Origin of the sequence: Kitasatospora sp. NPDC057500 (genome assembly GCF_042802195.1) — a bacterium.
In the GTDB taxonomy this organism is placed as follows: domain Bacteria; phylum Actinomycetota; class Actinomycetes; order Streptomycetales; family Streptomycetaceae; genus Kitasatospora.
The window spans coordinates 1-13,646 of the sequence record NZ_JBHVER010000207.1 but is presented as its reverse complement, the minus strand read 5'-3'; the positions used below and the strand labels follow the sequence as shown (position 1 = coordinate 13,646).

Here is a 13,646-nt window from a genome sequence, read left to right as displayed (position 1 = left end):
CGGCCGGGCCCTGCCGTACCTGCTCGCCCTGGGCGCCGGCGACGCCACCCGCTCGCTCGCCCACGCCGTCCTCGACGGCGACGGCGACCCCCGCACCACCGGCCGCGCCGCCCTGGCGACCGCGCTCGCCGGCCTGCCGGCCGCCGACGCGGCCACCGACCGCGAACTCGCCACCGCCGCCGCCGGGGCCGCCGTCCGCGACGGCGGCTTCGGCGGCGCCCACGGGGACGGTCCCGGCGGCGCGGCCGAGAAGGCCCTGTTCGACCGACTGCTGCGCCGCGCCGACCCGCTGACGGCCGCCGACCTGCCCCGCCCCCGTCCACTGCCGCGCCTCCGGACGACCGCCCCCGCCTGGACCGCGGCCGACCGTCCGGGCACGCTCCCGGTCCTGGACGCCGCCCTGCTCGACTCCGGCTCCCTGCTGGTCGCCTGCGGCCAGGCCGGCGTCCGGCTGCTCGCCCCCGACGGCCGCACCCGCGCCCGCTGGGACACTCCCGCCGACCGGCTCGTGCTCGCCGACCACGGCGGCAGCGCCCTGGTGGTCGAGCACCACGGCCCGGAGCTGCGCGCGTTCACCCACCTCGACCTCGCCACCCGCACCGTCCGCCCCTGGACCACCCTGCGGACCCGGCACCTCGCGCCGTCCTTCGACGGCCGGCACCTGCTCGCCGAGGACGGGGGCGCCCTCGTCGTCCTCGACACCCTGGCCCCGCGTCCGACCCTGGTCTGGCGCGAACTCGGCGGCGAGCAGCGGCTGACGGGCGGCATCGCGCGCACCCCGGACGGCTGCGCGGCGGTCGTCCGCTCGCCGCTGCCGGACCGGTCCGCGCTCACCGAGGTGTGGCGCTGGGACCTGCCCGGCTGGGAACTGCGCGGGCGCCTGCGGGTGGACGACGCGCTGTCCGACCTGCCCCACGACGCGGTCGCCCTCTCCACCGGACAGCTGCTCACCACCTTCGCGGAGGGGCCGGACGGCCACACCCTGCTGCGCTGGACCTCCGAGCTCCCGGACGCCGAACTCCGCATCGACGCCCGCGTCTCGCAAGGCCCCGCCACCGACGGCGACCACTGGGCGCTCACCGTCCCGGAAGGCCCGGACCTGCGCGTCCACGCCGGCGCCGGCCGGTCCTCCGCCCCCGCGCTCACCCTGCACGTCCCCGGTGCCTCCGACCCCCGGGTCGGCGTGCGCCGGCACGGCGGCACCGTCACCTACTGGCACCGCTCCGGCCGCGTCCTCGCCACCTCCGCCGACGGCTCCACCCTCCTCGTCAACCTCCGGGTGACCACCGGCTGAGAGGAGCATTCGGCGAATCCCCGACCCCCGGGAGGACTACCCTGCGAACACGCGCCGCTACCCATTGCGGCCGGCTGAGGAGGACTCCCATGTCGTCACCCTGCGACCCCGCCTACGCCCGCGCCGGAGATGTGAGCACCGCCGTCATGGTGATGGACTCGCGGCTCAAGGCCGTCTACGACGGCAGGAGCGGCGTCGACCCCGAACAGCAGCGGCTGGCCGACGAGTTCGCCGCCTCCATGGGCCCGGCGGAGGCGGACGCGCTGCTGGACGGCGTCTGCACCCTCATCTACATGTACATGGAGTGGCTGCGGAAGCTCTGCGAGGAGCACGACAAGGACGTCGTCGAGTACGTGGTGCCCACCCTGATCTCCACGATGCGGATGATGCCCAACACCTTCCGCCGCGAGATCGTCCCCACCATGGCCGGCCTCCTCGTCGCCGCCGGCATCGGCCTGAGCCCCAACCTCTGGCGCGCCCAGTACGGCGACTGGACCCGCGCGGAGATGAACCCGCTGGAGGCCACCGCGGTCATCCTCGCGGAGCACATCAACCGCATCGTCGGCGAGGACCAGGAGTTCGCCACCCGCCTGATCACCAACGCCCTCGCCGTCGCCGACGACAACTGACCCCGCCACCCGGCGCGGAGCCTGCAGCACGGCCCTGCAGGCTCCGGCCCGCATCGGCCGACTACCGAGAACCTGCGCCGGGCGCGGTGCCGCCATCATCCGCCCTGCCGCGGTCGAGGAGGGCGGCGAGCCGGGTGGACCACTCGCGTTCGGCGACGGCGAGGGCGCCCTCCAGCGTCTCGACGAACACCGCTCGGCTCACCGATGCCACCACCGGCTCCTGCCGGGCCCCGGCGCCGCGGGCGGGACCGTCCGCATCGCGGACCCGGCAGACCAGGTGCAGCCGCTCCCCGTCCGGGAACGCGAGCGCCGTCACCTGGTCCGTGCACTCCCCCCACTCCAGGAACTCGCACCGTGCGAGCGCCTCCGCGACCGAGGGGTCGGTCCCGCTACCGCCGTCGTCCTCGTACATCCAGCCCTCGGCGATGCGGAAGGATTCGGACGGCGAGGTGAACTCCGCCGGTGCCGCGGTCGGCGTGCGGAAACGAGCGGCCTCGTCCTTGAGCTTCTTGACCAGCAGCGGCGGGTAGAACGCGTTGTCCCACGTGTTCACCCGGAGCCCGCCGACGAAGATGTCGACGCACAGCAGATCCGGGTCCTGTTCGATGTGGAACTCCAACCCGAACCCGGCCCGCGACCCGAACAACACGGCAACCTCCCCGACCCCGGCGCGACGCCGATCATCCACCCCCGACACGTGAGCCCGCCGCGCTCCCGTCGATGAGCCGGAACGCCTGGATGCCGTCCAGGGCGGTGCCGTCGGTGTGCCGGCCGAAGGCGGCCGCGAGAACGACGGGAAGGTCGGACCCGGCGACCACGCCCCGCAACTCCACAAGCACCTCGTCGAAGTCGTCGTCGACGACGGCACCGAAGTGTTCCCGGCGCAAGCGGTGGACGACCTCCACCAGTTCGGGCCGCAACCGCATCCAGGCGCGGGACGTCCGGATCTCCTCCTCGACCTGGTCCATGAACCAGCGCATGACCCCGAACGGGATGTCGAGGTGCCGTTCCCGGGGAACGAAGCACACCGTGGGCTCGTGCGCCGGGTCCTCGTCCGGGACCACGGCGATCGCGACGGTCCGTTGCTCCCGGACGAGTTCCAGTTCCACATGCCAGGCGTCCCCGGGCACGGAGTACATCGTGGTGATCGCGTAGTCGCCGCTCGGCGGGTCGACGAGGTCGATGCGGAGGGTGGCGGGATCGGCGGGTGGGGGCTCCTCGTCGTGGTTCACCCGCCGATGCTCGCACGGTCCCGCCATCAGAACATCCGAATTCCCTACCGGACGGCGAGGTCCGGGCCGGTCAGGGGGAGGGACCGAGGGGCCGGGGCCGCCAAGGCGCTCGCACCGGTCGGCGGGTCGCAGAGGGTCTTGGCCACCAGGGAACCGATCGCCTCGCCGCTTGCCGAGTCGTCCTTGCCGACGAAGGGGTTGTGGGACAGGGCGAGCTGCCGGCGTCCGTCGCGGCTGCCGAGGAGCAGGGTGCTCCAGCCGGGGAGGCCGCCGTCGTGGCCCCAGGCCGGTACGCAGCCGGGGCCGAGGTCGATGCGGAGCACGCCGAGGCCGTACTCGCCGGCCTCCGAGCCGGTCGGCACGGTGTCCGTCAGGGCCGCCATCTCGGCCGGTCGCAGCAGTCGGCCGCCGAACAGGGCGGCGTGGAAGCGGTTGAGGTCGGCGGTGGTGGAGATGCCGTTGCCGGCCGCGTCCACGAGGCTCGGGTTGAGCCGGGTGATGTCGGCCGGGCCCGCCGGCATGTCGAGGTAGGCGCGGGCGTGCGGGCCGCCGAGGCCGGTCTCGGAGCCGGGGAACACCGTGTCGTCGAGGTGCAGGGGACGGACGATCCGGCGCTCGACCTCGCGCTGCCAGGTGCGGCCGGTGACCTTCTGGACGATCATCCCGGCGAGGACGTAGTTGGTGTTGGAGTAGTGCCAGCCCTGTCCGGGCGCGAAGTACGGCGGGTGCTCGGCGGAGACCGCGGCCAACTGCTCGGCGCGGTAGCCCCGGTAGCGCCACTTGCCGTAGGCGAAGTCCTGGAGTTCGGCCTCGTCGTTGATCAGGAACCGAGGGTCCTCCGTGTAGTTGAACAGGCCGCTGGTGTGGTTCAGCAACTGTCGGACGGTGATCGCCGAGCCGTTCGGGACGACGCCGGGCAGGTGCCGCTCGACCGGGTCGTCCAGCCGGAGCCGGCCCTCGCCGACCAGTTGCAGGACGACCGTCGACACGAAGGTCTTGGTCACGCTGCCGATCCGGAAGCGGCCGTCCGACCTGGCCGGCTGCCCGGTGGCCAGGTCGGCGGTTCCGGCGGCGCCCCGCCACTGGGGGCGGCCCGCGAGGCGGATCTCCGCGAGTGCGGCGGTCATCCCGCCGCGCTCCACGAGGTCCCGCAGTTCCTGCTGGCCGTTGACGCGGGGCCGGCGCTCCTCCGCGGCCCCGGCCACGGACGCGTCGGTCCCTCCCGCCGCCACCGCCGCCGTGGGGGCGAGTGCGACGACGGTGGCCCCGGCCAGGGCGACGGCGGCGAGCCGTGCCCCCAGCCGGGCGCGCCGGCGCGATGTCCGATCCTGAACGTTGGTCATGGTCCCCGCCCTTTCCCGCCCGGCGGCCCCGGGCCGTCGGCCACCAGGATCGCAGCCGCCGCACCCGCCGTGCGTCCTCCTGCGGGGGGTGCGGCGGTGAGCCGTCGACGGAGGCGACGGGCCGTCAAATCATCGCCAAGGGGCTTGACTTGCCGGTGGCGATGCTGCTCCCTTCGATCCTCTCGCCGGTCGGCACGCTCTTCGAGGAGGGGGTGCGGCGCAACCGCGCGCTCACCGTTCTCCTGCGGAGCGTGCGCGGGTGCAGCGCTGCGGACCGGGCTCGCCATCGCCATCATTTCGCATGTGACATGTCACAGGCTATTGATGCGCAGTCTGTCCTGTGAGACGGTTCGTCACACACCTCGGCGCCCTCACCCCCCCATGCCCGAGGCGCCCCCCTTTTCCCTTCCCCCACGAAGGAATGACGATGCGTCCGCTCTCACGCATGCCCGGACGGCTGGCCGCCGTCGCCGCGGCAGGCGCCACCCTGCTCGGCATAGCCGCCGGACCGAGCCAGGCCGCAGCTCCGGCTTCCGCGCCGGCGCCGGCCACCGCGAGCCCGTACCAGCCTTCCGGTGGCCCGGCGGGGGTGACCGGCAGTCCGTTCACCGATCCCGAGAGCCCCGGGGCGCCGCAGGCCCGTCGGCTCACGGCCGAGCAGCTGTCACCGATCGCCCCGCCGAGCGCGTCCGGTACGGCTTCCGCCGAGAGCGGCGGCCCGCCCCAGGCCGCGCCGCGCTCACTGACGGTGCCGCTGCCCGCCGCCGCGCCGTCCTGCACGCCGGCCGACTTCAGCGGCCGGACCGGGTCCGCCCTGGTCTCCTACGTCAAGGCCTCGACCCCCGAGTGCGTCAGCTCGCTGTTCCTGATCGCCGGGAGCCCGTACGCCTCGGGCGTGTTCCGCCAGAGCCAGATGATGACGATGGCGGACGCCTTCCAGAGCGCCGCCGCCTCCTACCCCGGCGACAATTCCGGCGGCACCTGGCAGGTCGTCCTGTTCCTGCGCGCGGGCTACTACGTGCAGGAGAAGGACCCCGTCCACGTCGGCGCGTTCGATCCCTCGTTCACCGCCGCCGTGACGCGCGGCCTGGACGCGTTCGTGGCCGGCCCGCACTTCGCGGACGCCACCGACGCGAACGCCCCGGTCGCGGCCGAGGCCATCATCCTCACCGACAGCGCCAACCTGCAGCACCGCTACCTCAACACCTACAAGCAGGTGCTGAGCGGCTACAACAACTCGTACAACACCTCCAAGAAGCTGCTGAACCTCGTCGCCAGCGCCTTCACCCCGCTGGACCGCGGCCACCAGAACAAGGCCTACGGCGCCGCCGTCGCCGCCGACCCGGGCATCGTCGACACCCTCGCCGCGTTCACCCGCGACCACTTGGACCTGCTCGGCACCGAAAACTACTACCTGGCGTCCTACGCCGGTATCGAGCTGGCCCGCTACGTCAAGTACCCGGCCCTCCAGCCCAAGGTCCGCCCGCTGATCAAGGGCCTGCTCGACGGCTCGGCGATGACCGGCCCCACCGCCCCGTTGTGGGTCGGTGTCGCCAACGCGGCCGCCTCCTTCGACGAGGGCCAGTGCGCCTCCTACGGCGTCTGCGACCTGCCCCGACGGCTGGCCGAGGCGGTGCTGCCGATCAGCCACACCTGCAACGCCACCCTCTCCATCCGCGCCCAGGACCTCACCGCGGCCGAACTCGCCGCCGTCTGCGCCGACCTCAAGGGCGAGGACGCGTTCTTCCACAACCTGGTCCGCGACAACGGTCCCGTCCCCGGCCAGTACCAGTCGTCCGTTCAGGTGGTGGTCTTCGCCGACCAGGCCGACTACCGGACGTACGCCGGCCCGATCTTCGGCGCGAACACCGCCAACGGGGGCATCACCCTCACCGGCATCCCGAGCGACCCCGCCAACCAGCCCCTCTCGATCATGTACCGGCACCCGAAGGAGAACGGCCACACCGCCCGCATCTGGAACCTCAACCACGAGTACGCCCACGCCCTGGACGCCCGCTACAACTTCAAGGGCGACTTCTACGACCAGACCAGCGTGCCCAACCTGTGGTGGCTGGAGGGCGTCGCGGAGTACGTCTCCTACACCTACCGCGGCGTCACCGACACCAACGCGGTGGCCCAGGCCCCCAAGCACACCTACGCGCTCAGCACCCTCCTCCAGAGCACCTACCTCAACAGCGACGTCGTCCGCACCTACCACTGGGGCTACCTGGCCGTCCGCTTCATGATCGAGCGGTACCCGAGCGTCGTGCAGACCATGCTCTACTACTTCCGCAGCGGCAACTACCAGCAGGGCTACGCCTACTACAACGGCATCGGCACCCGCTACGACGCCGGCTTCACCAACTGGCTCGACGCCTGCGCCGCCGACCTCTGCCTGACCGCGGGAACGCCGAAGGCCGCCTTCGACACCACGGTCCGCGACCTCAACGTCCAGCTGACCGACCGTTCCACCGAGACCGGCGGCAAGGGCACCATCACCACCCGGTCCTGGAACTTCGGCGACGGCACGACCTCCTCGACGGCCTCCCCGTCCAAGTCGTACCGCACGCCCGGCACCTACACGGTCACGCTCACCGTGACCGACAGCAACGGCAAGACCGCCACCGCGAGCAAGTCCGTCACCGTCACCGCGCCCCCCGCGCCCGCCGCCTGCACCAACTCCGACACCCGGCTGATGGACTACAACTGCTACCGCGCCGACCGCTCCGGCGCCTCCGGCGGCCTCGACCAGCTCTACATCTACCTCCCGGCGGGCACCACTACCCTCACCGTCTCCACCAGCGGTGGCACCGGCACGGCCCACCTCTACTACAACGCCGACCGCTGGGCGTCGAACACCTCCTACACCGCCGCTTCCACCAACAACGGCACCACGCAGACCCTGACCGTCACCAACACCACCGAGGGCTACCGCTACATCACCCTCTACGGCAAGACCGCGTTCAGCGGCGTCACGATCACCACCCGGTACTGACACGCGCGAAAGCGGGTGCGGGGCGGACGGTGCTTCCACCGTCCGCCCCGCAGCCGTTCCGGTGGCGGCGTTCAGCCGGCGGCCGGGCCGGCCTCGATGCGGAGGTCCGGGCCGGTGCGGCGACGGCGGCTGCCGCACCCCCTCGCGTCCTCCTGCGGGCGGCGTCGCCGTGCGCGGCGAGGAGTGGGTGGGGGAGGGTCAAATCATCTCCGGGGAAATCGACTTGAGCTTCCGCCGACGTCAGTAGGTGTGCGTTGCAGTCGCGCGTTCGGATGAATGCGTCGCTCGGCTCCGGTGGTTGGTGGGCGATCGGTGCTACCAATGTCGGTGCTGCCAGTGGCCGTGCGCTCGGACCTGCGCCGAGAGGGCCCTCCTGGTCGCGCGTCCTTCGCATGTCCACCCACAGCGAGAACGGAATCCCTCCATGGCAATCGCACTCCGCAAGACCCTCGCCGTCGCCGCGCTCGCGCTGACGGCGTCCTTCCTGCCGGCCGGCCAGGCGGGGGCCTCCGACACCACGCGGGCCCACCGCACCCCCGGCCTCTACTGTCTGGGCAACGAGTGGGACACCCCGAACGTCGCGACGCGGCCGTGCGACACCAACGACCCCGGCCAGCACTGGACGCTCTCGGGCCAGCAGATCTCGCTCAGCAACGCCCGGGCCTACTGTCTGGCCAACGCCTGGGGCACCCCGAGCATCTCGACGAAGCCGTGCGACTCCCGCGACCCGGGGCAGTACTGGAGCGTCTCGGGCCAGCAGATCTCCCTCACCCTGGCCCCGGGGTACTGCCTGGCGAACGCCTGGGGCACCCCGAACGTCGCGGTGAAGCCGTGCGACGCCAGTGACCGCGGGCAGCACTGGGTGGTCTTCAACGACCAGATCAGCCTGGCGTACGCCTGATCCGATGCCCACCGCCGTGCCCGGAGCGGCCCGGAGCCGCTCCGGGCACGGCGTTCACGGGCCGGCGGGGGTGTTCCGTTCGTCGTTGCGGGCGCCGGACAGGACGGCGTCGAGGAGGCCGGGGTAGCGGGCGTCGAGGTCCTCGCGGCGCAGGCGCAGCAGGTTCTCCCGGCCGGAGGGCTGCTGGTGGACGACGCCGCTGTCGCGCAGGACCCGCCAGTGGTGGGTCATCGTCGACTTGGCGGCGATGCCGATCGCGGTGAGCACGCTCCCGCAGTTGTGCGCCCCGCCGCCGTCCAGGACGCGGACGGCGGAGAGCCGGACGGGGTTGCCGAGGGCGGTCAGGACGTGTTCGATCCGGATCTGCTCACGGGCGGGGTGGCGGTAGCTCATTGCCCCACCGTAACCCGGTGGTTGACGGGGCCGTCCGTCTTCGCCGGTATGATGTAATGCATGAAAAGTATAAATGACCCTTACGAGGTTCGGGTCGGCGTGCCCGACGTCGCGACCTTCCGGCACCTGCGGACGGCCTCCGGGATGAGCGACCGGCCGGCCGAGGCGGTGGCGGCGGGGCTGCCCAACACCTGGTTCGGGGTGACGGTCCACCGCGGCGGCGAGTCCGTGGGCATGGGGCGGATCGTCGGGGACGGGGGCGCGGTGTTCCAGATCGCCGATGTCTGCGTGCTCCCGGCGCACCAGGGGCGCGGCCTGGGCATGCGGATCATGGAGCGGCTGACCGCAGAACTGGAGGAGCGCGCCCCCGAGGGCGCCTGCGTCACGCTGATCGCCGACGGCGAGGCCCACCGCCTCTACGCCAAGTTCGGGTTCGTCGGGACGGCCCCGGCATCGGTCGGCATGCAGCGGCTGGTGTGACGCCCGCCCGCCATCCCCCTGGACCCGGGGGCGGGGCGGACGGGCGCCCGGCGGTCAGGAGTGGATGCCCTGGCCCGGGGTGAGGATCCCGGCCGGGTCGAAGCGGTGCTTGGCGGCCACCGCGCGCCCCCACTGCGCGCCGTAGTGGCGGCGCCACTCGGCACGCGTCACGTCCGGGATCGCGCCGATCAGGTACCGCTTGCCGCCCAGCGACACCGCGAGGTCGTACAGCCGGCGGTTGCGGCGCAGCGCGGCGGCGTGGTCGGCGCCCGGGAACGGGAAGGACAGCAGGTCGAAGTGGAAGCCGACCGGCTCCTTCGGCATCACGGTCATCGGGCGGGTGATCACATCGGTGCGGAAGGGGTAGAAGAGCAGCAGGCCGGCGCCCAGGTCCTCCGGCGTCAGCATCGCCGTGGCCTCGCGCATGAACGTTTCGGTGGTCGAGGCGGGCAGGAACAGGCTCATCCACGGCTTGGGCTGCGACCAGAGGCCGGCCGCCTGGAGGTACCCGGCGAAGCCGTCCACCCGGAACGCGTACTCGCGCGCGGTCTGGTCCAGGAACGTCGTCTCGGCGGGCAGGCAGCGCAGGCCGCGCACCAGCGCCCCCCGGTCCGGGGCGGCGGTGCCGTCGTAGAGGACGACGCCCTCCACCTTGTACTTCCAGCCGGTGCCGGCGGCGTTGCGCGCGACGTCGCCGACGTGCAGGTCGAAGCGCCGTTCGAGCATCAGCTTCTTGTGGTCCGCGAGGTAGTCGGCCAGGTCGTCGTAGAACAGGTTGAGCACCAGCGCGCGCTCGCGGGCGCGCTCCAGGCGCAGGGTGGCCCGGACGATGAGGCCGGCCTGCCCGCCGCCGCCGAGTACGGCGTCGAACAGCTCGCGGTTGCTGCTCGGCGAGGCGGTCACCAGCTCGCCGGTGCCGGTGACGACGTCCACCGACTCGACCGTGTCCACCTGGAAGCCGTGGCGCTGCACGCCGCCGCCGATGCCGCCGACGCTCAGCGTGCCGCCGATCGACAGGTGCAGGTAGTCCGTCAGGCTGGGCGGCAGCCAGCCCTGGGCGAGCGCGGCGTCGGTCAGCTGCGCCCAGGTGACGCCCGCCTCGACGACGGCGCGGCCGTGGGCGATCCGGATGATCCGGTTCAGCGGCCGGGAGTCGATCGCGACGCCGCCGCGCACGGCGGCCTGGCCGTAGCTGGAGTGCGACTCCAGCTCGGCGGCGCTGCCGGTGCCGCTCTGGCCGTTCATGGCGACCGGGATGCGGTGCCGGCGGGCGAAGCCGACCAGGGTGGCGACGTCGCGCACCGAGCCCGGGTGCAGGACGGCGCGCGGCGCGGCGGTCACCAGGTGGCCGAAGTCCCCGCCGAACCGGGCCAGCGTCTCGGCGTCGGCCACCAGGGTGCCGTCCAGCCGGGGCAGTGCGGCGAGGGCGGCGTCGGCGGGGGCCTCGCCGGCGGCGGCGGTGGCGGGAGCGCCGGCGGGGCCGTCCACGGGGGCCTCCGCCACGGCCCAGGAACGGCCCACGGTGTTCCACCCGATGACGGTGGCAGTCGCGCCGACGATCACACTGCGGCGGGGCAGGGCTGACTTGCTCATTACAGATATCTCCGATCAATCGTCATATGAGCAGTGTTGTATCGCAGTCGACACGTACACGCGCAATAGCCCCGACCTGAACGGTTCGGTGACGGTCGGTCCGGCGCCCCGGCCGCCGTGGACGGCACGCGGTCTACACCACTCCAAGGGCCGGGGGCAGGATCCGGACAGCCGCCGGTGTCGGCCGCAACGATGTTGACCAGGCGGGACGGTGGGGCTCCTGGGGCTCGGCGGGTGATCGCGGTGGCCGGAAATCCGGTTGTCCGGCCGCGGTGATCGGGAGAGGGTTGGGGGTGTCGGGAGCAGGACCGACACCGAGGGCGAGCTGGGCCTGGGAGAGCCCAAGGGCCTGTAAAGCCCCCGCTTCGGCTGTGGTGGTTCGAATCCATCCTCGCCCACCTCGGGACCGCCCCGGGCCGCCCGTCGGCCCGGGGCGGCGGCGTTCGAGGGCCCCGGCGGCACCGGTCGGCGGGTGCTCGGCGGGGGCTTGCCGCGGCCGATAGGCTCGGCCGCATGTTCGTTCTGGAGCTGACCTACACCGCGCCGGTCGAGCGCGTCGACACCCTGCTGCCCGCCCATGTGGAGTGGCTCGGCCGCCACTACGAGGAGGGCGCCTTCCTGGCCTCCGGGCGCAAGGTGCCGCGCGACGGCGGCATCATCATCGCCGCGGGGGACGACCGGGCGGCGGTCGAGGCGATCGCGCGGACCGACCCGTTCGCGGTGGCGGGGGTCGTCGAGTACCGGGTGACGGAGTTCCTCGCCACCAGCGTAGCCCCGGCCCTGGAACCCCACCGGCAGCAGCTCCCCGCCTGACCGACCGCCTGACCGAGCGCCTGGTCACCCGCCTGGTCACCCGCCCGGCCGTCGCCCGGATGCCCGCCGGTCCGGGCGGGCGGCGCGCCCACGGCCCGGGCGGGCCCGCCCGGGTTCGGCGACCGGTCGTGCACTGGCTACGATCGGTGAGCACGGGGCAAGGAAGCGTCGGGCCGCGGGCCGGCGCACGGCGAGAAATCCAGTGGGAGTAGACGATGGCACACGCACGGGCCGGACAGCCGGCGCAGCCGGGCGACCTGGTGGACGTGGCGCGGCTGGTGACGGCGTACTACACGCTGCACCCGGACCCGGAGGAGCCCGGCCAGCGGGTCGCGTTCGGCACCTCCGGCCACCGCGGCTCCTCGCTGGACGCCGCGTTCAACGAGGACCACATCGCCGCCACCACCCAGGCGATCTGCGAGTACCGCGCCGCCCAGGGCATCACCGGCCCGCTGTTCCTCGGCGCCGACACCCACGCGCTGTCCGAGCCCGCCCGGGCCACCGCGGTCGAGGTGCTGGCGGCGAACGGCGTGACCGTCCTGCTGGACAGCGCCGACGGCTACACCCCGACCCCGGCCGTCTCGCACGCGATCCTGACCCACAACCGGCGCAACCCGCAGTCGCTCGCCGACGGCATCGTGGTCACGCCCTCGCACAACCCGCCCCGCGACGGCGGCTTCAAGTACAACCCGCCGAGCGGCGGCCCGGCCGGTTCGGAGGCCACCGGCTGGATCCAGGACCGTGCCAACGCCCTGATCCGCGAGGGCCTGCGCGGCGTCAAGCGGGTCCCGTACACCCGTGCCCTGGCTGCGGCCACCACCGGCCGGTACGACTACCTGACCGTCTACACCGAGGACCTGGCCTCCGTCCTCGACCTGGACGCGGTTCGCGCGGCCGGGCTGCGGATCGGCGCCGACCCGCTGGGCGGCGCGTCCGTCGCCTACTGGGGCCGGATCGCCGAGACCCACCGCCTCGACCTCACCGTGGTCAACCCGGTCACCGACCCGACCTGGCGCTTCATGACGCTGGACTGGGACGGCAAGATCCGGATGGACTGCTCCTCGCCCGCCGCGATGGCCTCGCTGATCGCCCGCCGCGACGAGTACGCCATCGCCACCGGCAACGACGCCGACGCCGACCGGCACGGCATCGTCACCCCGGACGGCGGTCTGATGAACCCCAACCACTACCTCGCGGTCGCCGTCGACTACCTCTACCGGCACCGCGCCGAGTGGCCCGCCGACGCGGCCGTCGGCAAGACGCTGGTGTCCTCCTCGATGCTCGACCGGGTCGCCGCCGACCTCAAGCGCGAGCTGGTCGAGGTGCCGGTCGGCTTCAAGTGGTTCGTCGACGGCCTGCTGGAGGGCTCGATCGCCTTCGGCGGCGAGGAGTCGGCCGGCGCGTCGTTCCTGCGCCGCGACGGCGGGGTCTGGACCACGGACAAGGACGGCATCCTGCTCGCCCTGCTCGCCGCCGAGATCACCGCTGTGACCGGCCGCACCCCCAGCGAGTACTACGGCGACCTCACCGCCCGCTTCGGTGCCCCCGCCTACGCCCGGGTGGACGCGCCGGCGGACCGCGAGCAGAAGGCGCTGCTGTCGCGCCTGTCGGCGGAGCAGGTCACGGCCGGCGACCTCGCCGGCGAGCCGGTCACCGCCGTGCTCACCGAGGCCCCCGGCAACGGCGCGGCCATCGGCGGCATCAAGGTGTGCACCGAGAACGCCTGGTTCGCCGCCCGGCCGTCCGGCACCGAGGACGTCTACAAGATCTACGCCGAGTCCTTCCACGGCCCCGAGCACCTCGCCCGGGTCCAGGAGGAGGCGCGCACCCTGGTCAACGGGGTGCTCGCCGGTCCGGCCGGTGCTTGATCTCCACGGTGCTTGATGCCTGCGGCGCCTGATGTCTGCGGCGCCTGACGCCTGCGAGGCCTGACGCCTACGGCGACGTCGCGGCCCGGTGGGGTGCCCCACCGG

The 13,646-nt window shown here is 73.1% G+C and carries 12 protein-coding genes and 1 tRNA gene; 8 read left to right on the top strand and 5 right to left on the bottom strand.

Features of this window, described 5'->3' with window-relative positions:
• Window positions 1-1,294: hypothetical protein (locus ACFU74_RS30880; protein ID WP_380762701.1), on the top strand; the 1,294-nt coding region annotated here is incomplete at its 5' end.
• An 89-nt stretch (window positions 1,295-1,383) separates the two neighbouring features.
• A complete protein-coding gene (locus ACFU74_RS30875) occupies window positions 1,384-1,923 on the top strand; it encodes a hypothetical protein (RefSeq protein WP_380762698.1) in 540 nt (179 codons plus the stop codon).
• A 61-nt stretch (window positions 1,924-1,984) separates the two neighbouring features.
• Here the strand turns inward: ACFU74_RS30875 and ACFU74_RS30870 are convergent, their stop codons facing one another.
• The 3 genes from ACFU74_RS30870 to ACFU74_RS30860 are packed head-to-tail and all read right to left on the bottom strand — an operon-like array spanning window position 1,985 to window position 4,498.
• Window positions 1,985-2,572 (bottom strand): hypothetical protein, encoded by a 588-nt coding sequence (locus tag ACFU74_RS30870; RefSeq protein WP_380762696.1) that lies wholly within the window; start codon window positions 2,570-2,572, stop codon window positions 1,985-1,987.
• A 31-nt stretch (window positions 2,573-2,603) separates the two neighbouring features.
• Window positions 2,604-3,155 (bottom strand): hypothetical protein, encoded by a 552-nt coding sequence (locus ACFU74_RS30865; RefSeq protein WP_380762694.1) that lies wholly within the window; start codon window positions 3,153-3,155, stop codon window positions 2,604-2,606.
• A 44-nt stretch (window positions 3,156-3,199) separates the two neighbouring features.
• Window positions 3,200-4,498, bottom strand: coding sequence for a serine hydrolase domain-containing protein (locus ACFU74_RS30860; protein ID WP_380762692.1), 1,299 nt, complete (start codon window positions 4,496-4,498; stop codon window positions 3,200-3,202).
• Window positions 4,499-4,925: 427 nt separating this feature from the next.
• On the opposite strand from ACFU74_RS30860, the gene ACFU74_RS30855 reads away from it, so the two are divergent.
• Both ACFU74_RS30855 and ACFU74_RS30850 read left to right on the top strand, forming a co-directional pair.
• On the top strand, window positions 4,926-7,493 hold the full coding sequence (locus ACFU74_RS30855) for a collagenase (protein ID WP_380762689.1): 2,568 nt from the start codon (window positions 4,926-4,928) through the stop codon (window positions 7,491-7,493).
• 424 nt (window positions 7,494-7,917) lie between these two features.
• On the top strand, window positions 7,918-8,394 hold the full coding sequence (locus ACFU74_RS30850; RefSeq protein ID WP_380762687.1) for a ricin-type beta-trefoil lectin domain protein: 477 nt from the start codon (window positions 7,918-7,920) through the stop codon (window positions 8,392-8,394).
• Between the two features lie 54 nt (window positions 8,395-8,448).
• Here ACFU74_RS30850 and ACFU74_RS30845 read toward each other — a convergent pair whose 3' ends face one another.
• Complete coding sequence (locus tag ACFU74_RS30845) at window positions 8,449-8,787, bottom strand: ArsR/SmtB family transcription factor (RefSeq protein ID WP_380762685.1); 339 nt, start codon at window positions 8,785-8,787, stop codon at window positions 8,449-8,451.
• Between the two features lie 60 nt (window positions 8,788-8,847).
• Between ACFU74_RS30845 and ACFU74_RS30840 the strand changes: the two genes are divergently transcribed.
• Entirely contained in the window at window positions 8,848-9,267 is a 420-nt protein-coding gene (locus tag ACFU74_RS30840) for a GNAT family N-acetyltransferase (protein ID WP_380762683.1), read from the top strand.
• A 54-nt stretch (window positions 9,268-9,321) separates the two neighbouring features.
• Here the strand turns inward: ACFU74_RS30840 and ACFU74_RS30835 are convergent, their stop codons facing one another.
• Window positions 9,322-10,860 carry an FAD-binding protein gene (locus tag ACFU74_RS30835; protein ID WP_380762680.1) on the bottom strand — a complete coding sequence of 513 codons (1,539 nt, stop codon included), beginning with the start codon at window positions 10,858-10,860 and terminating at the stop codon, window positions 9,322-9,324.
• Window positions 10,861-11,178: 318 nt separating this feature from the next.
• On the opposite strand from ACFU74_RS30835, the gene ACFU74_RS30830 reads away from it, so the two are divergent.
• From ACFU74_RS30830 to pgm, 3 genes are all read left to right on the top strand, one after another.
• Window positions 11,179-11,258, top strand: a tRNA-Tyr gene (locus ACFU74_RS30830).
• 115 nt (window positions 11,259-11,373) lie between these two features.
• Window positions 11,374-11,673: a YciI family protein gene (locus ACFU74_RS30825; protein WP_380762677.1), complete on the top strand. Its 300-nt coding sequence runs from the start codon at window positions 11,374-11,376 to the stop codon at window positions 11,671-11,673.
• Between the two features lie 215 nt (window positions 11,674-11,888).
• Window positions 11,889-13,541: a phosphoglucomutase (alpha-D-glucose-1,6-bisphosphate-dependent) gene (gene pgm, locus ACFU74_RS30820; RefSeq protein WP_380762674.1), complete on the top strand. Its 1,653-nt coding sequence runs from the start codon at window positions 11,889-11,891 to the stop codon at window positions 13,539-13,541.
• The last annotated feature ends 105 nt before the right edge of the window (window positions 13,542-13,646 follow it).